The organism is Bifidobacterium sp. B4081 (assembly GCF_026537335.1).
Lineage (GTDB): Bacteria > Actinomycetota > Actinomycetes > Actinomycetales > Bifidobacteriaceae > Bombiscardovia.
The window spans coordinates 73,836-95,027 of sequence record NZ_JAFNMM010000006.1 but is presented as its reverse complement, the minus strand read 5'-3'; the positions used below and the strand labels follow the sequence as shown (position 1 = coordinate 95,027).

General features: G+C 65.4%; 7 protein-coding genes. 5 read left to right on the top strand and 2 right to left on the bottom strand.

Annotated elements, in window-relative coordinates; all coding sequences use genetic code 11:
* Nucleotides 1–3: 3 nt before the first annotated feature.
* Both J3T92_RS08880 and J3T92_RS08875 read right to left on the bottom strand, forming a co-directional pair.
* Entirely contained in the window at nt 4–4,044 is a 4,041-nt protein-coding gene (locus J3T92_RS08880) for an ATP-dependent DNA helicase (protein WP_267401155.1), read from the bottom strand.
* Nucleotides 4,041–8,570 carry a PD-(D/E)XK nuclease family protein gene (locus J3T92_RS08875; RefSeq protein ID WP_267401152.1) on the bottom strand — a complete coding sequence of 1,510 codons (4,530 nt, stop codon included), beginning with the start codon at nt 8,568–8,570 and terminating at the stop codon, nt 4,041–4,043. Before J3T92_RS08875 ends, J3T92_RS08880 begins: the two co-directional genes overlap by 4 nt.
* 155 nt (nt 8,571–8,725) lie before the next feature.
* Here J3T92_RS08875 and J3T92_RS08870 point away from each other — a divergent pair, with 155 nt between their 5' ends.
* The 5 genes from J3T92_RS08870 (at nt 8,726) to J3T92_RS08850 (ending at nt 21,045) form a co-directional block, all read left to right on the top strand.
* Nucleotides 8,726–10,279, top strand: a complete 1,554-nt coding sequence (locus J3T92_RS08870; RefSeq protein WP_267401150.1) for a serine/threonine-protein kinase — start codon at nt 8,726–8,728, stop codon at nt 10,277–10,279.
* A gap of 165 nt (nt 10,280–10,444) precedes the next feature.
* Complete coding sequence (locus tag J3T92_RS08865; protein WP_267401148.1) at nt 10,445–15,871, top strand: Ig-like domain-containing protein; 5,427 nt, start codon at nt 10,445–10,447, stop codon at nt 15,869–15,871.
* A gap of 6 nt (nt 15,872–15,877) precedes the next feature.
* Nucleotides 15,878–17,383, top strand: a complete 1,506-nt coding sequence (locus tag J3T92_RS08860; RefSeq protein WP_267401147.1) for an AAA family ATPase — start codon at nt 15,878–15,880, stop codon at nt 17,381–17,383.
* A gap of 3 nt (nt 17,384–17,386) precedes the next feature.
* A complete protein-coding gene (locus J3T92_RS08855) occupies nt 17,387–18,637 on the top strand; it encodes a DUF58 domain-containing protein (protein WP_267401146.1) in 1,251 nt (416 codons plus the stop codon).
* Nucleotides 18,634–21,045, top strand: a complete 2,412-nt coding sequence (locus J3T92_RS08850; protein WP_267401145.1) for a transglutaminase-like domain-containing protein — start codon at nt 18,634–18,636, stop codon at nt 21,043–21,045. Before J3T92_RS08855 ends, J3T92_RS08850 begins: the two co-directional genes overlap by 4 nt.
* Nucleotides 21,046–21,192 lie beyond the last annotated feature (147 nt).

Genomic DNA, 21,192 nt, shown 5'->3' with positions numbered 1-21,192 from the left:
GACTCAGTCCTCGTCCGACTGCTCGGGTATGCCCTCGGCCAGGGATGCGAGAATTTCTTCTTCGGTCCTGGCACGGGCCCTGATGAGTCGATCCTGGGGCCGGTCTTCGCTTACATAATAAAGGCAGGCGTCGATGGTCGACAGGCCGATACCCTCCAAGCGTGACAGGAGCAGCCGGTAGAAGTCCAGCTGGACCAGACGGCGGTTGGTCGACTCCTCTCCGTGCGGTCGGGCACCGGTCTTCCAGTCCACGATGGTGTAGCGCAGATCCGAGCGATCAGGGTCCAGTCCGCCTGCGAAGACGGCATCCAACTTGCCCTTGACAATCTGGCCTGCCAGCACCGCCACGATGGGCCGTTCCACCCAGACGGGAGTGCGCTGGGTCCAGTCAGACTCGGCCAGCCGTTGCTCCCAGGTCAGCAGACGGGCCTGCACGGGATCGGCCTGGGAATCCAGGGACTCCCGCTCCTGGTCAAGCCCGGCCAGCATGCGGGCCCGCTCGGCCATGGCCCCGGGACCAAGCGGACCATCGAGCAGATTCGGCGATTCCGCCTGATCGGGCAGGTCCACCAGTCCTTGAGGGTCGGAAATTTCGGGCAGGATGAAGCGCCTGGCCCAGTCATGGAAGCGGGTGCCTGCCTCGGCCTGCGGGGAGGCCACCTGAGGTATGGGTCTGACCAGCCCCTGCCAGTAATCCCTCTCCATCTTGGGGTCGCCCCCTGCCGAACCAGCCTGGATTGCGGTGACGCTGCTAGCCCCATGCCCCAGGATCCGTCGGCCGGTGCGCCGCAGCAGATCCAGGTCCGTGAGCAGCTGGTCATCGGCGACACCCAGACGACCCGTGCTGACCTGCAGGACGCGGACCGCATTGGCGTAGAGCCCGTCATCGCCCTCCTCATCAACTGCGGGCTCGCCCGGTTCCCCGGCGTGCACCCAAGCGGCCGAACGATCCAGGGCTTGGCGTGTGCGCGCACTCAGCACCGGAGGCCAGAGCGCCTGGTCACGTTCGCCGTCGCGGGCGGCGACCTGATCCACCTGATCCAGCGCGCGGTCGACAATGGACTGGCGGTAGGGCTGGGCGTTCTCACCGACAAAGAGCCCCAAGGGCGGCGTCAGTTCGCCCTCCTGCGCATCCTCTGCCTGCTGCAGCTTGACCGCATCGGGCTCTTCCTGGAAGAGCTCCACCAGCTCGGTCCAGAAGTTGGAGGCCTTATCCGGGTCTGGAGCCGGCGTGTTCAAAGCGGCAGACTCCGCCTGGGAATCCTGGCTGAAGGTCAGCAGCAGGTCATGTCGGGCCCTGGTCGCCGCCACATAGATCAGCCGCCGCTCGTCGTCCAGCAGCCGACGGCCGTACTGTTCGCGCTGAGAGGGGGTTATGGCATCGGCCCGGACCGGGCGGGCCTGGTCGTCCAGCCCGCTCTCCCGAGACAGGCCCATGGCCTCCTCCTCCAGGCCCGCAAGGTCAAGCCGACCCAGCAGGTCTTCAGGGTCAGCTCCCAGGGGGGCATCGTGAGGAAAGCGGGGCAGAATCATGGCATCAGCCCGCACCGGCACCGGCACGGACTCGGGATCGACCAGCCAGGTACGGGCCGTGCAGTTGTACTGGTAGACCGGGCCGTCCGGGGATTGGGCCACCGGCTGGTCCGAGGCGGGCTTGACCGTGAGCCGATCGCCCTGGCTGCTGGGGAAGGCGCCACGCTTGAGCCCGACAACCGCGACGGCATCCCACTCCAGACCCTTGGCCTGGTGGACGGTCATCAGGGCCACATCGGCCTGCCGGTCGTCCCCGTCAGTGGGCATTTCGGGACTCTGGTCCAAGGAAGACAGCCAGGAGACGAACCCGCGCAGGCTGGGCCCCAGACCCTGGGGCAGCTCGGACAGGTAGACATCAACCTGATCCAGCAGGGCTTGGATGCCCACCTTGGCCTGGCTGGGCTCCAGAGGACGTTGGGGATTGGCCAGGGAACGAGACAAGACCAGGTCCACGTCCAGATCCAAGGCACGGATGGCGGCGATGACCACCTGGCGCAGGGGGGCCGAGGACTCGGCCTGGACCTGGCAGATGACCCGGGCGGCCTCGGCGGCCAGAACCCTTCCCCTGGCAGAGAGCCCGGAGCCCTTCAAGAGGTCTGACAGGTCGTCGCGCAGGAGCAGGTCCACCAGGAAAACGTCGTTGGGAACCTGGTCACGGTAACGGTGCAGATCCTCACGACGGCGGCGCGGATCGGGGTCAGACTCGACCAGGCCGGCACGAATCAGGGCCCGGTACTGACTGTCCTCGTTGACCTTGGCGGCCAGGGATGCCAGAGCGCTCAGGTCGGCCGCGTCCATGCCGAACCGGGCCGAGGCCAGCAGACGCATCAGGGAATCACTGTCGGTGTGGTCGCAGATCAGGGAGAGCAGGGCTCTAAGGTCCATGACCTCGGGTCGATCAAAGAGGGAGGAGTACCCGACGACCTGGCAGCTCAGTCCTGCAGCCTCCATGGCCTCGCGGTACCTGGGCAGGGCAGCCTTGGAGCGGAAGAGAACAGCCACGTGCGGCGCGTCACCGTGATTGCCATAAAGCTCACGTGCCTTGAGGGCGAACCTGACCACGCCATCAATCTCCTGGCCGCCGGTGCTGTAGCCCAGGAGGCCCACGGTACCCGGGTCGGCATCCTCACGGGGACGGAGCCTGGCCACATCCACCTCGCGCAGTTCTACTTCGGACCGGCTCTCCTGGCCCCGATGGCGTAGGGGGACGGTCAGCTGGTTGGCGGCCTTGAGCACCCAGCTGGAGTTGCGGAAGGTGCGCGACAGGGTCAGCGGGTCCTGATCCTGCGAGCGCCCAAAGGCCGTCACGCCAGACAAGGGACCATTGCCGGAGGCGGGTCGGTCGGCCAACATGCCGAACTGGGCCTGGAAGGTGCGGAAGGCCCCGGGACTGGCCCCTCGCCAGGCATAGATGGACTGGAAGGGATCACCCACGGCAGTCACTGCGGATCTGCCGGGAGCCTGGTCCGCACTCCCCTGATCCTCCTGTCGATTTTGCGGATGGAAGATGGCCGCTAGAAGCAGCGCCTGGGTGGTGGAGGTGTCCTGGTATTCGTCCAGAAAAACGTGGCTATAGCGGCGACGCAGCTGGGCACTGATGGAGGGAAAACGCTCGACCAGCTGGAAGGCGGCCAGGGTGAAGTCGCCGAACTCGGCCATGTTGGCCTGACGCTTGGCCCGCTGGTAGTCCTGGACCAGGGTCAGCAGCTTCTCTCGTGTCAGAACCGCCCGGCGCATAGCATCCACCCGGTAAAGGCGAATGCTCTGCCTGGCGTCTCGAAAAGCCTCGATTTTGCCTTGATAGTGCTCGTCGGTCTCCTTCTTGCTTCGTTTGGGTGGCGTCTTGCCGGCCCTGGGCTCGGTGTCCGGCACGGGCTGGTCACCGATGAGCTGGTCCGCGCGATCCACAAAGGCGCGGTCCCAGGCACGGATCCGCTCCACAGCCTGGTCGAAATCAGGGCAGTCGCTGCTGATCATGGAGGTGGTCACTGCCCCGGTCAGCCCCAGGACCCGGTTGACGGTCGTCGAGAAGGTCGCAGAGCCCAGGTCGTCGGGTTCACCATCCTGCGCCGAGGAGCCGGCGGAAAAGATCAGATCCAGATGGTCGGCAACCACCTGGGAGGCCAGCTGGTGGGCCCCTGCCGAACTCAGGGGACGGGTGTCCTGGTCCATCCCCACCAGCAGGCCGTACTGGCGCACGATGGACTGGAAGAAGGCGTCATAGGTGGACACGGTCGGCTTAAGAAAGTTGCGTTCAGGGTCCACAGCCGAGGTGCCTCTGCCCTGATCGCGTCGGATGACCGCCGCCCCCACCCTGGACTGGAGTTCGGATGCGGCCTTGCGGGTGAAGGTCAACCCCAGAATCTGCTCGGAGGGCACTCCCCGACGGATCAGGGCGATGACCCGGCTGGTCATGGTCATGGTCTTGCCCGAGCCGGCGCCGGCCACCACCAGAAGATCCTCATTGACATCCGCATCGACGATGGCGGACTGTTCGGCAGTCTGCTTCATTCCTGATCCTCCAGTAGATTGGGCGCCACCAGTTGCCATGCCTGACATTCCTGACCATTGCCGGCCCGATGGCAACGGGCAGGGTCGAAGACCGCGTCATCCCGGCCAGCCGTCAGCTTGACCCCGGCAGCGAAGAAGACCCTGGCTATCATGGTCAGCCCCCATACAGCCTGGGAGGAGACCCGGGCGGCTCGGACCATGCCCCACAGGTCCGCATCCACCCCAGGCGGCACCTGATCAGGCAGATCCGCAGGCTCAGCCTTGGACTTGAGCGGGGAGGGCATGCCGGTTCTGGGCTGAGCGATGGTGACCAGCCTGTCACGCTCGAACAGTGGCGGCTGATAGGCCATCTCCTCCCGGCGCAGCCCTGTTTGCGCATCCTTGGGCGGGGCCTGCAGCTGCAGGAGCAGGGACTGGCTCAGCTTCATCCCCTCGGTCCTGTCCAGATCGGGAGCCTGGGGCAGGCTCCAGGCCGCCCCCACCTCCGGGCTGCTGCCGGGCGTGGGCGGGAAGGCCAGTCCCAGCTGATAGCAGACCAGCTGCAGGTCGTTGAAGAGCTGCCCCTGGGTATAGGGGACCCTGCCGGTCTTGTAGTCCACCAGCCGCAGACGGATGCCCTCGGGCAGGGACCTGACCTCCAGACGGTCGATGCGGCCGGTCAGCCTGACCGTCGTCCTAGAATCCAGAGCTGCTGGGAAGCCGTCGACCAGGCCGGACATCAGGGCGAAGAGCCCATCGGCATCCAGAGGTCTGTCGGGGAAGGTGGCTTTCCAAACAGGAACCAGGTCCTCCACAGACAGGCTGACGTCGAAGGAGCGCTCGCTCTGAACCCCCAGCAGGTCGCCGACCGGGACCGGGCTCTTGCCATCAAGGCCGTATTGGGAATCTGATGAGCGGACGAAATAAGAGGCCAGGTTATCCAGGATGGGCTCCACCCGGCTCCTGCGACCACGCTGGTCATAGAGTTCGTCGGGGTCCCGCAGGCGCTGTTCCTGAGGGGCCAGTTCCTGGTAGGTGTCCAGGAGCGCATCCCGCACCTGCTGCTGGCGGGCGTCCGGATCACCCTGGCCGGGACGGTCCAATCCCTGGGCTGTGCCCTCGCTGGCCACCTTGTGAATCAGGGAACCGAACTCCGTGGGCACCCTTGACGGGGATGGGCCGGAGAACTGGTCACCCAGGGCCCACTCCAGGGGGCAGTTCCAGATGGCATCGACCGCTGAGGGCGAAAGAAGGACCACCTGGCGGTCGGACCGGTGCTCATGGCGATGGTCACGACCCTGGTCACGGTTTTGTATTCGATCCGCCTGACCGGCTTGATTGACGGAAGCATGTGCAGAACGAGGGGCATGGTCCCTTTCAGTAACCGATGTGACACCTGAGGCGGCGCCTACGGCCCTTGACTCGGCGGCCTGTGCAGTATGAACTTCTTCCGCCGAGGCCGGTTCAGCAGCGCCCTCCTGGTCATGGTCATAGAGGAAGGGCCAATGCCTGGGATCGGCCGAATCCTGGCTCTGGTCGGCCAGCAGCCGCAGGGCTTGCACGGCATCGTCCACTCGCTCACGGTCGACTTGATCTTCCGGGAGCAGCGCTTGAACAGCCAGGATGGACCGGGCGGCCGCCGTCAGCCCCCTAGCAGACACCTCCAGCCCCCCATAGCGCTCACTGCCGCCGGAGCCAGCGCCGACCATGCTGAACTCGGCCTGGCTCATATCGGCGGTGCGTGGATAGCGTTCGGGCAGGTAGCCGTAGAGGAAGTCCGATGGAACCAGGTCATCGTTCCAGACCGCGCTGATGCGTACCTGGGTCCGGGCCCTGGTCAGCGCCTCCAGGAAACCCTTCTTCTCGGCGTAGAGGATGGAGCGCAGGGCAGGATCGTGGCTGAGCGTGTCCGCCAGGGGGTCGCCGATGCGGTCGTGCAGGACCAGGTCGGCCAGCTCCTCGGCCCCGAACATGGTGTCGCGGGGGATCAGATTAGGCCAGACCCCGTCCTGGACGGCGGGCAGCCAGACCAGCGGCCAGTCGGTGGCCAGGGCGGCGGCGCCGGCGGGTGTGGTCAGGGTGACGGCGTGCTCGATGGGCCCGATTCGCGCCAGGGAGTCGGCCTCGATCTGCATGGTGCGCACCTGGTCCATGAAGGCCTCGACCGTGGGGAAACGACGGGAGCCAGCCGCGTACTGGAAGAGCCGCATGAGCGCGTCCAGACGGTCGTTGGCCTCCTCCCCCTCCTGGGTGGCCATCAGGGCTCGCCGCTGCCAGTCATCGGCCAGGTCCAGGCTCCGCCAGGCCTCCCAGAGCACGTATTGGGGCTGACGGTCCTCCAGGGCGCTGATGCGGGTGGCGGTCAGATGCAGAACCTGCAGGGCCCTGTCCAGGACCTGAACGTCAGGGTCCTCCCGGCGACCTCCGGCGATAGCGGTCATGGCCTCCAGAATGATTCCCGAGGATCGGTCATCCGGATCCAGCACCAGCAGGGTCTCCAAAGCCTGAACCGACAGAATGGCTGGCTGTTGAGCACCCCGGTCTCCCAGATCCACCGGCTGGTCCGGGGCCGAGGCTGTGGAGAAGGGACCAGACCCGTCCCCTGGCTCGGCGCAATCGTGCCTGGTCAACAGGGAGTCATCGACGCTGATGCCGGATGAATGGTCCCTTTGAGCCCGCCGCTCGGCCAGGTCCTCGACCCAGGTCTGCCAGGCCTGTCCCAGGAGCGGCAGGTCCTCCAAGGAGCCCGATGAGTCCGGGTCACTCCCCCGCTGGTCGGACAGGGGAGCCAATGCGGCCATGGTCTCCATGATGGACTCCAGGCGTTCCATTCTGACGGGTCGCTCTGCGCGAGCGGCGGTGGCGGGAACACGGAAGAGCGGCCCAGCCATCAGGGTGCGCAGGCGAGAACGGATCCAGGCGGCCACCTGGGCAGGATCGTCCGGGTCGCTTCCGGCGGCACCAGGGTCCAGCACCGATTGGGCCAGCTCGACCAGGGCGAAGAGGCCCTGGATGGCGGGCTCCTGGCTGAGCGGACGGGTCACCGAGGAGAAGCGCACCGGCACACCCTGAACACGCAGCTTGCGGCCCAGGGTACGCAGGGTCATGTTGTCGTGGGCGATGACGGCCATGTCGTTCCAGTCACGCTGATTGGCCAGAAACTCATGCTTGATCTGCCAAACCAGGTCATCGTCCTCCTGGTCGGGGGTGTGGAAGAGTCTGGTCTGTACGCTGCCATCACGGATAAGACCGTCGCCATCGGTCAAGGGTGCCACAGGTCCGGCACCGGGCCAGGCGGGCAGCTTGCCAGGCCTGTCGGGCAGGGGGGTGTCGTTCTCCTCGACTCCGGCGATGCCCAGGCTGACCCTGGCAGCCACCAGATCAGCGTAGGAACCTGGAGCCGCCGGGTCGGAACCCCGGCCGCTTTCGGTATGCTCTGCAACTGCTTCCGGAACCACCATTCTCCGGGGTTTCAGGGTCACGGTGGCGGCGTCCAGGCAGGCGAAATCCTGGGCCAGCAGGGGGGCTGAGGCGCTTGGCATGGGCTTGGACAAGGCCGTCAGGCGAGTGGCCAGAAATTCCGGGTAGGAGCCGCGGAAGGACTGGACCGACTGGTCGGGATTGCCCACCAGAAGGAGTCGGCAGCCAGCCTGGTTCAAGCCCTGCAACAGGCCCATCCCGGCCAGGGTGATGTCCTGCCAGTCGTCCACGACCAGCAGGTCGGGCAGGTCGTCATCGGCCAGACCGTCCAGGCTGCGGGAGGCTTCGACCATGAGCATGGAGGGGTCCAGACGGAATTCGTCCGGGTAGCTCTCGGTGATGCTCTGGCGATACTCATCCTCCAGGGCGAAGGCCAGCCGCCACTGCAGGCCCAGCCGGTCGCGGCGGTCGGGATCCATGGGTTGGACGGCCAAAGCATCCAGAAGCTGATCCCGGTCATCCCTATCCAGGCCCAATTCCGTCATGCGGGCGAACATGTCCCGCAGCTGGGCGATGAATCTGTCCGCGACCCCTACGACCCGTCCCTGGTCATCGCCAACCAAAACGGAGGACCAGCCCGCCCCGTTGCGAAAGTAGCGTTCCAGGAGTCGGCAGACTGCGCAGTCGTCCCCGGCCTGTACATGCTCCAGATGGACGGTCATAACCTGCCTGAGCAGGGCATCCTCCTCGGCGCCGTTGAGCAACCTAGGCAGGAGCGGATCGTGGCCCCCCTGGGCCAGCCGGGACCGTGTCAGCAGACGGAAGGCCAGGGCCTGCAGGGTGCCCACAGGCCGGGTGCGGTCGGACCTGCCCCGCTCAAGAATGACCTGGCGGCTGACCTGGTCGGCCGCGGTCCTACCTGATACGGCCATGCTGGCTCCGTCACCAAACTGCTCCATACCGGCCAGCAGAGCCCGGGTAGTCAGCCTGGTCTTGCCGCTGCGGGGAGGACCAGCCACCACCAGGGCCCGGGTAGGCCGACCCTCCTCGTTCTGGAGCCGATCGCTGATAAGGGCGCGGACCGGTTCCATGGCCTCTTGCGGATCCACCGGTGGCTGCTTGCTCATAGCTACAAGAATAGGGTCCGGCATGGTCCATCTACAGGCCCCGAAACCCGCTGGTCCGGAACCGCCGGCAGAAGGCTCAATCGATGCCTGATCAGGAACGACGTGCTGTTATCGTGGATAGCAGTTTCCAGGCAGTTCTTAGGAGGTAATGTCCCTTGCAGCAGAACGGTTCCCACCCCCAGCGCCCAGGTGCGGTTCCAGCCATGGACGATGCGCCAGCGCTGCCCGGGCTGCGGCTTATGCGTCCCTTGGACCTGGGGGGCACCGCCGCCGTCTACCTGTACGAGCAGGAGGGGCTCAACCGACCTGTGGCGGTCAAGGTGGCCCTCCAAGGAAGCATGGACCAGCAGACCCATCAGCTCTTTCTGCGGGAGGCCAAGACCCTGGCCAAGCTCTCCACCCACCCCTGCATCCTGAGCATTTACCAGGCGCTTGTCAGCGATGACGGACGGGATTGTCTGGTGCTCGAATACGCTCCAGGCGGCAGCTGCAAGGCCATCATGCTCAAGGGAGGCATGGATCAGGAAGGCGTGCTGGACCTGGGAGTGCGCATGGCCTCGGCCCTCTACTGCGCCCATGAACGCGGAATCCTGCACCGGGACGTCAAACCCAGCAACTTTCTGATCACCGACCAGGGCCTGCCCGTCCTGGCCGACTTCGGCATCTCCTCGGGCATCTATGGAGGCGAACGGGCCGGCGGCCTTTCCATACCCTGGGCGGCTCCAGAGGTCCTGGCCAACCGCTCAGGAGGGTCCGAGGCCAGCGACATCTACTCCCTGGGCGCCTCGCTCTTCGGCATGCTGGCCGGCCGCTCCCCCTTCGAGTACGCCTACCGGGCCAGGGATGAGGATCACCTGTCACAGCTGATTCTGACAGCTGAGACCCCGGTTCTGCACATGGGTGAGGCCTCTCCTATGCTGGCTGCGGTTCTGGAGAAGGCCATGGCCCATGACCGGGACGACCGCTACTACTCGGCACTTGAGTTCGGCCGCGCCCTTCAGGAGGTCCAGCAGCAGCTCTACGGCCATGCGACGCCTTTCATCGGCGAGGGAATCGACCCCTATCCCAAGGGGGATGTACGCCCGCACGCCCATACCGGAGCCATTCCGGGCGGGACGGAGAACAAGGAGTCCGGTCACACCTGGACCGGGACAGGGACCAGTTCCGAATCGCGTCTGCAACCAGACAGGGAGGCGGTCGCTGACCATGGAGACAGCCAAGCCAGGCGGTTTCCTGGCGGCCGCCGCCTGATTCTTCTGGCGCTGATCCTCGCTGCCGTCCTGGCCGTTGCCTTGGTCTGGGCCTTCGTTGTCGGCCTGCCAAACGGATCCGAGCGAGGTTCACAGCCGACTACAGGAGCCTCCCAGATCCAAACCCAGCAGGCGCAGTCCCCGGACCCGACGGATTCGAGTGGCCCCCAGGATCTGCAGGAGGGCGCGGTTCCCTCGCCCACCCAGGGTCAGGGCCGTTACCAGGGCACCACGGCAGTTTTCACCTGGGCCAATCCCGACCCCAAACCGGGAGACAGCTACGTTTGGCATCCCCTGGACCAAGGTGGCAACGACGACCGTGGCCGCAGCGTGCAGACCCGACAGCCGACCGCCCGCATCGACGATCCGCAGGGGGGCCAGACCTGCATCAGCGTCACCCTGGTGCGGGCCGACCGGAGCATGTCCCAGGAACCGACCATCATCTGCGCTGTTCAGTAAACCCTCGGTGGATGAATTTTCACATTCGACCACCCCGACTTTCACAGACCACCAAGCCCCTGCAAACCAGCTAAAATCAGTCCTCAGAGAGAGCATTTACGGCGGTCCGGGACGAGTTAAGAAGCTAAGCCTGTGTGGCAGGACAGGAAAGGAACCTAGGGGATTATGGACTTGCAGGGAGGATTCCTGCGGATGCGCCGGGCCGGGCTGCGCCTGCGGCATGCTCTGGCCGTCCGCGCCAAGAACCCTGCCGCCATCCTGGCCGTCACGCTGACGGCGCTGGTCCTGCTCATCCTGGGCGTCTTATTCGTGCATGGGGTGGACCGCCGTGCCGTTCAGGTGGATGACGGCAGCATCTGGATCACCTCCCAGAACGAGCGTAAGGTCGCCCGGTTCAAGCCCGACATCGGAGAGGCGGACGTGGCCCTGTCGACGGGCACCGACCACTTCGACCTGGCCCAGAGCGGATACGCGGTCATCCTGGGCCGGGAGGGAGGCATGGCACCCATAGCGGCCTCCACCGCCACCCTGGGGGACACCACCCGTTCGGATGCCAGGGTCCAGCGGATGGTCAACGGACCCACACTGGTTCTCTTCCAGGCGCGGACCGGCAAAATCTGGGTGGGCCGGGCCGCTTCGCCGGGAGATCTGGACCCGCAGCGCCGGGACCCTGTGCTGACCCTGGGCTCCGGGGCCTCCGTCACCGTGGATGCCTCCGGAGCCGTCTACGCCTACCGGCCCTCGGACGGGGTCGTGTTGAGGATCGACGGACCAGACTCCCGGGCCCACCGTGAACTGGACTCCCTGACAAACCACATCCCCGTCCGGGCCACTGCCTTCAGCGTCATCGACGGAAGGCCCGTCCTTTTGGCTGGCGACCGGCTTTACTGGCCCCAGGGATCCATCCGGATACCGCACCGGGGAGACCTGCAACTCCAATCCACTCCAGTGGATATGGACCGCCAGGGACCCTGGGTGGGCCTGACCGATCAGGAAAGCGTCCACCTGGTTGATCTGGATCACCCCAGCAATAAGGTTGAGACTGTAGACACCGGCGGCAGCGGTCAACCCGCTCAACCGGTCTCCTCTGGCGGATGCCTTTGGACGGCCTGGGCCTCTTCGGGGAACAATTTCCTGCGATTGTGCGCAACAGGGACAGCCATGCCGCAGGTTCGGTCACCGCAGCCGCGTGCCTCCACCCTGGAGGCCATCGGCCCCACCTCGGATCTAGTCTTCCGAGCCAACCACCGGAGGGTCATCCTCAATGACGTACTGACCGGCGATGTCTGGAATCCCCGAACCTCCACCAAGGTGATTCGGCCGCAGTGGCAGACCATGGAGGTCAAACACACGGACAGGACCGATCAGCGTCAGGACTCGGCCGACAATCGTCAGCGGTTCGCGGCCACCTGTCGATCAGGATCCCAACCCATCCAGGCCGAGGACGACAGTCTGGGCATTCGGGCCGGATTCAGAGCCCTGCTGGATCCCCTGCGTAACGATCACCAGACCGACTGCTCGGTTCTGCGAATCGAGGATGCACGCAGCTCACAGGGCAACCTTCGCCTGACCCCGGTCATGAACGGCCGCTACCTGCAGGTGGATGCCAGCGACGCACCTGTCGGCCGGGCCCGGATCAACTACTCCATCACCGACGGACGCGGCCAGGTCTCCTCGGCTGGCATCGACCTCAACATTGCCCCAGCCAAGATGGACCGAGGCGATCAGGCACCGGTCCAGAACGATACCCCTCCCGAGTACGAGGTGGAGCAGGGAGCCACAACCACCGTCAACGCCCTGGCCGGCTTCGAGGATCCCGACGGGGACCCCCTGACCCTGGCCGGTGCCGAGTCCGTCAATTCGGATCGGATATCCCTGTCCACCAGGGCTGACGGACAGCTGACCATGAGTGCCGGATCGGCCACCTCCGGTCAGCTGGCAGTCAAAGTCACTGTTTCAGACGGAGTCATGAGCGGTCAGGGACTCATCTATTTCACCATTAGACCCGTCAACACCTTGGCCCCACTGGTCGATCCGGTCATTCGCCAGGCCACTGCCGGCCGAGAGGCCACCGTGGACCTGAGCAGGAGCGTACACGCCAATGCCGCTCAGCCCCTCCGCCTGATCCGGGTCGACAAGCCCGACGGAATCCAGATAAAGGTCAACACCGAGAGCCTTTCCTTCACTGCCACCGCCGCCAACCCGGGCACCTATTACGTGCCCTACCGGGTGGCCCAGGGTGACCGGGAGACCCAAGGGCTGGTCAGGCTGGAGGTAGAACACGACCATGGCGGATCCGCGCTGCCGGTTCCTGTCAACGATGTAGCCCTACTTGGGACCGACCAGACCGCCATCGTCGATCCGCTCGACAACGACCTGGATCCCATGGGCGGAGTGCTGGCCCTGACCGATGTGCGGGTGGATCCGGACTCCGGCATCAAGGCCGGCATCGTGGACCACCGCCGGGTCTACCTGTCTGCCAGAAAAATCCCCACACGGCCGCTGAGCATTGCCTACACAGTTGCCAACGCCAGCGGCAGCGCCCAAGGGACCATCGTCCTGCAGCCTCCCTCCCTGAGCAGGGCAGCCTCAGCGCCCAAGGCCCCGAATCTGACGGTAGGGGTCCGCTCATCGGGCCTGGTCACGGTTCCAGTCATGGACAAGGTCACCCACGCTGACGGGACCAGCGTCACCCTGGACCAGCAGCTGACTACGGATCAGCGGGTCTTTGCGGGCCTGACCTTCGTATCCGGGGATACGGTCAGATATCAGGCCAGCGAGCGCACCGGGGACTTCACGGCCACCTATACGGTCAGGGACGATCTGGGCAACGCGGCCTCAGGCACCATCACCTTCCGGGTGCATGCCTCCGACCCGGCCAGCAAGCCCGCGCCTACACCCAAGGATCTGCGGGCCCAGGTGGCTGCCGGGTCCAAGGTGCGCATCCCCGTTCCCCTGACCGGCATCGACCCGGACGGAGACTGCGACACCCTGTCCGGCTTGGGCAATCAGGCACCCAGGCTGGGCAGGATCGTCAAAGCCGGTGCCGACTACCTGATCTATGAGGCCTATCCCGACTCGCATGGCACTGACGAGTTCACCTACGCCGTGGAGGACTGGATGGGGCAGCGCGCCCAGGCACACGTGCGCATCGGCGTCTTCCCCGACTCCTCGGTGACCGGGGTCTTCGCCCGGGACGACAAGGTCAAGCTGCGGCCCGGGACCGTGGCCGACGTGCCGGTTCTGCTCAACGACATCTCCGGGGATGACGACTCCTTGAGCCTGGACCCCCACCTGGAGCGCCAGGGCCTGGACCAAGCCAGCGTAAAGGACGACATGATCCGGCTGACCGCCCCCTCACAGCCAGGCACCTCCTATCTGGTCTACCGGGCTCACAACCGGGCAGGGCTGAGCGACCAGGCCACCCTGACCGTGGTCTCGGATCCCCAGGCCCCCATCCAGCCGCCCATAGCGCAGGATTACCAGGTGGCTCCCGAGGATACGGTGGACAAGCGCAGCGTGGAAGTCAATCTGGCCGACTCCATCAGCAATCCATCCGGCACCCTCGATGACCTGCGCCTGGGGACTCATCCTGGGGCCAGGGCCCATGCCAGGACCGTAGGCGAAACCGGCTCCACCAAGCTGGTCATCGACCTGACCAACCAGGCCAGGGCCGTGCCTTACACCGTCACCAACACCCGGTACAAGATCACCTCAATGGCCTTTGTGAAGGTCCCCGCCTATGGGGTATTCCCCCCGGTCCTAAGACCACGCGCTCCGGCCCTCAAAGTGCGGGCTGGTCAGAGCATCACCATCGACATCGCCGATCAGGTCAGGGTGGGCGCAGGCAAGACCGCACGGATCACCTCCCGCCAGTCCGTTTCCGCCACCAAGTCCGACGGGTCCGACCCCTATGTGGACGAGCACACCCTGAGGTTCACCGCCGCCAAGGACTATGCCGGTCCAGCCTCATTGACCTTTGCCGTCCGTGATGGGGATCCAGGCAGCCAGGCCATCGTCAACGAGTCGGTGCTGACCCTGCCCATCACCGTAACAGGCGGCAGAGCATCCCCGCCTGTCCTCTCGGCACCGGTCATCGATCTGGTGGCCGGGGAGCCGGCACAGACCATCTCCCTGCCTGCCATGACCCGTTGGCCTCAGGGAAGCGACCCAGCAGACAGCACATTCTCTTCCGGGGACCCCCAGGGGCCGATCCATGCCAAGCTGAGTCCTCGGGGCCAGCTGAACGTGTCCGCTGACAAGACCGCAACGCCTGGCACCAAGGCCACCCTGTCGGTAACCATCGCCGGTTCATCCGGCCAGGTGCATACGGTCCTGACCTTCCGCATCGTCGCCACCACCCGGCCTCTGGCTTCGGTCCCCTCACGCCAGGTGGGGCTCAAAGCCGGTCAGAGTCTGGAATTGAACCTATTCGACGATGCCCTCAACCCCTTCCCCGACACCCCGCTGCGCGTGGTCGGCCTGGTCAGCGACGACACCTCACGTCTGACAGCCAGCAACCTGGGCGACGGGAGGATCGCCATCAAAGCCGATCGTGACATCGGCGCCTCCACCAACACCATTCTGGCCACGGTCGAGGATGGCAGCCGGGATCCGGGCCGCCGGGTGAGCGCCACCATCACCGTGGGCATCATCGACCGCCCTCAGGCCCCCAGAATGCTGTCGGGCGCGGCCCAGGCAGGCGACGGAACGGTTCTGCTGGCCTGGGAGCCGGGTGCAGCCAACGGCAGTCCGGTGGACGAGTATCGAGTCTCCTACACCTCATCGGCAGGCTCGGGACAACGCTCCTGCGGCAATGCCGTCACTTGCCGGGTCGACGGGTTGGACAACGGCCATGATTACTCCTTCACTGTCCAAGCTCATAACCAGGTGGGCTGGTCCCCCGCCTCCTCGCCGGCGGCAGCAAGGCCAGACGCACTTCCCGGAGGCGTGCAGGCACTGACTGTGGACGGCGGCAGCAAGGAAACCCTGACCGTCACCTGGCGTCCGCCAGAGAATCATGGCTCACCCATCCAGGGCTATACGGTCCACGGGGAGGGTTCCGGATGCGGTTCGCCACGATGGCGGTCGGCCACCTCCACCAAGGCGGTCTTCGATGTGGGTCATGACGAGTCCGGAGGCACCTGCACAGTGAGCGTGACCCCAGCCAATATGGCCGGATCAGGACCTGTGGCCTCAGCCTCTGGAGCCACCTGGTCGCACCCGGATCCGCCTGCATTCCAGACTCTGGAGTACCAAGGCAAGGATCAGGTCAAACTGGTCCTGAACCCTGGTGCCGAACACGGCCGACCCTGCGCAGACATCCAGGTGAGCATCGATGGCCTCGACCCCGGCAAGGCTTCCTGGACCCTGCCATGCGGTCAGCCGGAGGTCAGTGATGTCATCACCCTGCCCGCCGGATCAGTCAAACCTGGTGCCAGGCTGAACTTCCGGGCGGTAGCTCGCATCCGTGGAGTGGGGTCCGAAGGCCATTCGCCCGCCGCCACCAAGGAGCTGACCCTGCCCGAGGATGCCGACAAACCAAGCGACAAGACCCTTACCCGTCAGGGGTCCCTCAGCAGACAAGGATGAATGACCATGGATGATCGAAGCGCACAGGAACCCATCCAGCAGGACGGCACCATCCCGGATGACGCGACCAGGAGGAGTACCCCCAAGGCCGCCCGCGAGGCAACCAACGAAGGCCGACGTATCCCCGCCGACCGACTGGATGTACTCAAGCGACAGCGCCAGGCCCTCATGGCCGGTCTGGGGCAGCAGGAATCTGACTCGGCGGCGAACGACGACCGGACCAGGCCCGGCCGCATCCCCGTGGCTGCCGGACAAGAAATGAATCAGAAATCCGGGACGGAATCTGCCCCATCGGACCGCACCATGGTGGAAGACGGGACTATCCCCGGTCATCAGCCAGTCCGTGACCTGTTCTCCCGGTCCTCCTCAGCTCCTGCAGGGCCTGACCTCGTCGACGCCACCGATCAATCCCGTCACCCACAGCTGGAGCGCACCTCAGTTCCCAGATACGAAGTCGAGACCGGGCAGAACCAACGGCCTCCCACCGAAGCAGGAGGTCAGGCATCAGAGACCAGGCAGCAGCGACGTTCAGGCCATGCCACAGGCAAGAACCAGGCCCCCGTGGATGTGTCGACCTTCGCCAACCTCTTCCGCTCCATCGTGGACAACGTCGGCCAGGCGGTGCTGGGCAAGGAGGAAACCGTCGCCTTATGTGTCACCGCCCTGATCGCGGGAGGCCATGTGCTCCTGGAAGACAATCCGGGCACTGGCAAGACCCAGCTGTCACGCGCCCTGGCTGCCTCCATCGCCGTGGACTGCAAGCGGATCCAGTTCACCCCGGACCTGCTGCCCTCCGACCTGTTGGGTGTGACCTTCTATGACCAGGCTCAAGGACAATTCTCCTTCCGGCCCGGCCCGGTCTTTGCTTCCCTGGTTCTGGCCGACGAGATCAACCGAGCCTCCCCCAAGACCCAGTCGGCCCTGCTGGAGGTCATGGAGGAGGGCCAGGTGACCGTGGATGGCCGCACCTACCGCCTCCCTCGGCCATTCATGGTGATGGCTACTCAGAATCCCATCGAACAGCTAGGCACCTATGCCCTGCCCGAGGCTCAGATGGACCGCTTTCTGATCCGCACCTCGCTTGGGGCGCCTGGGCACGATGCCAGCATGCGCATTCTTGAAGAAGCCGACATCCGCGACCGGGCAGGCCTGGTGGAACCGGTGGTCGACGCCGCCCAGGTGGAGGCCATGGCTGCCTGCGCCTCCAAGGTTTTCTGCGATTCCTCCATCATGGAATACGTCATCCACATCATCGAAGCCACACGGCACAGTCCCGCCATCCGGGTCGGCTCCTCCATCAGAGGCGGGCTGGCTCTGGTCCGTTGCGCCAGGATCCGGGCCTGCGCCCAAGGCCGTGACTACGTGATTCCCGATGATGTCAAGAAACTGGTCGACCCCATCCTGGCCCACCGGCTGATCCTGACCTCCCAGAGCAGGCTGGCGGACATGGATGAACACCAGGCGCTGGCCGAAGCCCTGGCCAAGGTCCCCGTCCCCACAGGAGAGCAGTGAGCCATGACCGCCTTCGCCAGCCGAACTGCCCCGAAAGCTAGACCGACATCCTCGACAGGATCCGAACAGAGCCTGCAATCCCGGGCCGCCGGCCTATGGCAGTCGATCACTGCCCTGGGCCGGGCTATGGCTCTGGCCACGCTTCTGTGCGTTCTGGCCTTCGCCCCTACAGGCTGGCGTGAACTGCTGGCGGGCGCTCTGCTGGGCGTGGGCATGCTCCTACTGGGGTTGTTGATGAGCCTGGGCAACCTGTCCTGTAGCGCTGAAACGAGCCTGGACCAAGGCCACCTGGAGGTGGGTGGCCAGGCCGAGCTGATCCTGGTGCTGACCAACCCAGGCAGCCGCTCCACCCGCCGCGGCCGAATCGGCCTGGCCCTAGGCCAAGGAACCGTCATGGCACCGCTGCCAGCCCTGACACCCGGTCAGAGTCACCAGATCCGCTTGAAACTGGAGGCCAGGTCCCGTGGCGTGATTGACCTAGGCCCGGTGACCATGGAGGCTGGGGATCCGCTGGGACTCATCCGTCGCCGCCGAATTCTGAGCGGCGCCCGCAAACTCTATATCCATCCCCGCACGGTGGCACTGCCGCCCCTCGAAGCCGGATTGGAGCGCGACCTGGAGGGGAACCCTGGCCCCGGCATTGTCGACGACGATCTGGAATTCCATGCCCTACGCCCCTACGTTCCGGGCGACGACATAAAACGGGTTCACTGGTTATCCACCGCCCGGGCCGGCACCCTGATGGTCCGCCAGTACGAGCCCACCCTGCGCACCAGAATCAAGCTGATCCTGGACGGCCAGGCCATCTCCTACAGGAGCGCGGATGAGTTCGAGCTGGCAGTCGAAATCTATGCCTCTCTGGGCTGCCGATGCCTGCTTGACGGCCGTCGGCTGCAAGCACTGGCCCCAGAACCGGACGATCCCGATGCCCATGGGACCACCACCCTGCCTACGGAGGATCCCCGAAGCTTTCTGGATGCCTGCAGTGCCATCCGCCCCCGCCAGGACAGCTACGACAAGCCCGATCTGGCTGATGCTCCCGAGCAAACCAGTCTGACCATCCTGGTGACCGGTCCGCTGGGTGACCGCCAACCCTCAGTCCTAGCGGACGGATCGGCCCAGAACGCATCCCCGGTCATGCTGCTAGCTGCTGACCTGGATGCCCATCCAAGCCTGCAGACGCAACCGGGGTTGGTCAACGCTGTTGTGGGCAACAGGAAGGACCTTCCCATCCTCTTGGAGAACCAGCCATGAGCACATCCGCATCATGGATGGACCAAGCCCAGAGGGAACCTATCCGCCTGATCGACCGGTCTGGTCTGCAATCCACTGTCGACCCGACCAGGCGCCGCTCCCCCGCTATTCTGGTCGCCGCATTGGCCCCACTTGATCTGCTGGCCGGACTCCAGCTGCTGCCGGTCTATGGCAGCCTGCCCTTCTGGCTGACAGTGGGAGCCGCCGCCTGTCTGACCGGACTGCTGATCGCCATGCTCCCCCGCCGTGGGATCGCCACTGCCCTTCTCCAGCCTCTGCTGCTGATTGCCGCCCAGTTCCTACTAGGACCTATATTCGCTCTGAACGGGACCACCATGGCCCATGTCCTGCCCACTCGGGCAACCCTGGCACAAGGATGGTCCGCCACCTTCGGCGCGTTCAAGACCCTGGCAGCCATCGACCCGCCCCTTGGACAGGAGGCAGGCGGACTGATGGCCCTGTGGACGCTGATGCTCTGGACCTGTTACCTGGCCGTGCTGCTGGCCCGCCATGGTCTGGGCCGCAACCTGGGACGGCCGGCGCACCCCGTAGCCGTCCTGACAGCCACCCTGCCCATCCTGGCCACCATGGCTGTGTCAGCTGCCCTGGGCACCAGCAGAGGCCTCTATCCGGCATTGACAGGTGGCATCCTCTGGCTGCTCCTGCTGATCTGGTGCGCCAGTGGTCTGGGGCTGCTGCGTCTGCAGGGGCCCGCATCCGCCCTCCTGACCCTAGCCCTGGCAGCCGGACTGATGTTCTCCGCTGGGCTCCTGCCCGCCCCGACCCGACTGGTCATTCGCGACCACTACCAGCCGCCCATAGACCCCTACCAGTTCACCAGCCCCTTGAGCGATTACCGCGCCTACATCAAACGTCACCGCGACGATACCCTAGTCACGGTCCGCAACCTGCCCGCTGGCACCCCAGTCCGTATGGCCGTCATGGACCGTTATGACGGCAAGGTCTGGAATCTGTCCGACTCCTCAGGTGCAGGAGCCGCCGACTACCGGCGCATCGGCGTTCAGATCCGCACAGAAACACACCAGGAGAAGGCCAAAGACACCAAATCGACCGGACGACCTTTTACAGCAACCTTCCAGATTCGAGAGGGATTCAACCACGCCTGGTTGCCTTCCGCTGGACAGGTCAACGGTATCGATACGGATAAGGGCCTGCAAAGGGAGGATCTCTACTTCAACAAGGCCACAGACACTGTCCTGACCGATCAGGCCCTGCAGAAGGGAACCAGCTATACAGTGCATGGCCTGGCCGAAGATAGACCAGCAACCCGTCGCATCGCCGACAGCGATCCGGGAGATGTGCAGGTGCCTCCCCTGGCGGATGCTCCAGAGAGCCTGCCCAAGGCGGCTGCCTCCATGACCTCCATGCAGGTGCGCGGCGGTGCCAGGGCTCTGGCCATCGAGGAACGGCTGCACCGGGAGGGGTGGTTCTCCCACGGTCTGGCCGGCGATTACCCCTCGGCCTCCGGCCACGGCGACTATCGAATCAATCAACTCCTGCAGGGCCAGGCCATGGTGGGCGACAGCGAACAATACGCCTCAGCCATGGCCCTCCTGGCCCGGCAGATGGGTCTGCCATCCCGGGTGGTCTTGGGATTCCTGCCCAAGAACCGTGACGGCTCCATCAGCAGGGAACGGACCAGGACCCAGGCGGACGGCAGCACCAGAATCGACTTCACAGGACGCGATGCCCAGGCCTGGGTGGAGGTCAACCTAGAGGGTCTGGGATGGGTCCCCTTCTACCCCACGCCACCGGAGACCAAGACCCCTGACAGGTCCCTGGACTCTACGCCACCCAACCCGCGTACCCTGGTTCGCCAGCCACCGCCCCCGCTGGTCGATCCTCCCCGCGACGACCGGACCGCCCAGGGTCGGACTACCGTCGGCGGGCAGGAAGCATCCCGGCAGTCTTCACCCTCCTTCTGGAAGCGGTACGGCCCTTTGATAGCCAAAGTGGCGCTCTGGACCATGCCGGTCTGGCTGCCCGCTCTCCTGGCTCTGCTCCTGCTGGCCGTCAAGGCTTGGTTGCGCCGACGGGCCCGGTCGACCGGCGATCCGAAGACACGCATCCGCGCCGGCTGGCGACAGATCGGCAACCTGGGCAGACAGACCGGCCTGTCCTTGGATGGCACCCGTAGCGAGCAGGCAGCTCTGATCGCCCAGACCCTGCTGACCGACCCCCCAGGGTCCTCGTCGGCTGGGCTGCATCGGGATCTGGATCGACTGCGCAACATGGCCGATCAGGCCTCGTTCGACCGTCACCCTTCAGATGAGCAGGAGGTCGAAGACTGCTGGCAGCTGGTAGACAAGCTCAGATCCGCCATCCTGGCATCCCTGCCGCGAACCCGACGCTGGCGCACCCTGCTTTCCCCTAGGCACCTGCGTTGACCTGTCTGCAGCCTGGACCGCGAGAAAACAAGGTGAGGGCCCGTGCAATCGCTACGATTGCACGGGCCCTCATCCTTTATCACATCCGGCAGCCGAATCCGCCAGGCCGGGTCATCCGGCCCAAGCGTATCTACGGCTACCGGTTGC

What these genes read in the sequence shown, in the direction of transcription:
- J3T92_RS08880 (WP_267401155.1), bottom strand. Translation starts at nt 4,044, where the DNA reads ATGAAGCAGACTGCCGAACAGTCCGCCATCGTCGATGCGGATGTCAAT.
- J3T92_RS08875 (WP_267401152.1), bottom strand. Translation starts at nt 8,570, where the DNA reads ATGAGCAAGCAGCCACCGGTGGATCCGCAAGAGGCCATGGAACCGGTC.
- J3T92_RS08865 (WP_267401148.1), top strand. Translation starts at nt 10,445, where the DNA reads ATGGACTTGCAGGGAGGATTCCTGCGGATGCGCCGGGCCGGGCTGCGC.
- J3T92_RS08860 (WP_267401147.1), top strand. Translation starts at nt 15,878, where the DNA reads ATGGATGATCGAAGCGCACAGGAACCCATCCAGCAGGACGGCACCATC.
- J3T92_RS08855 (WP_267401146.1), top strand. Translation starts at nt 17,387, where the DNA reads ATGACCGCCTTCGCCAGCCGAACTGCCCCGAAAGCTAGACCGACATCC.
- J3T92_RS08850 (WP_267401145.1), top strand. Translation starts at nt 18,634, where the DNA reads ATGAGCACATCCGCATCATGGATGGACCAAGCCCAGAGGGAACCTATC.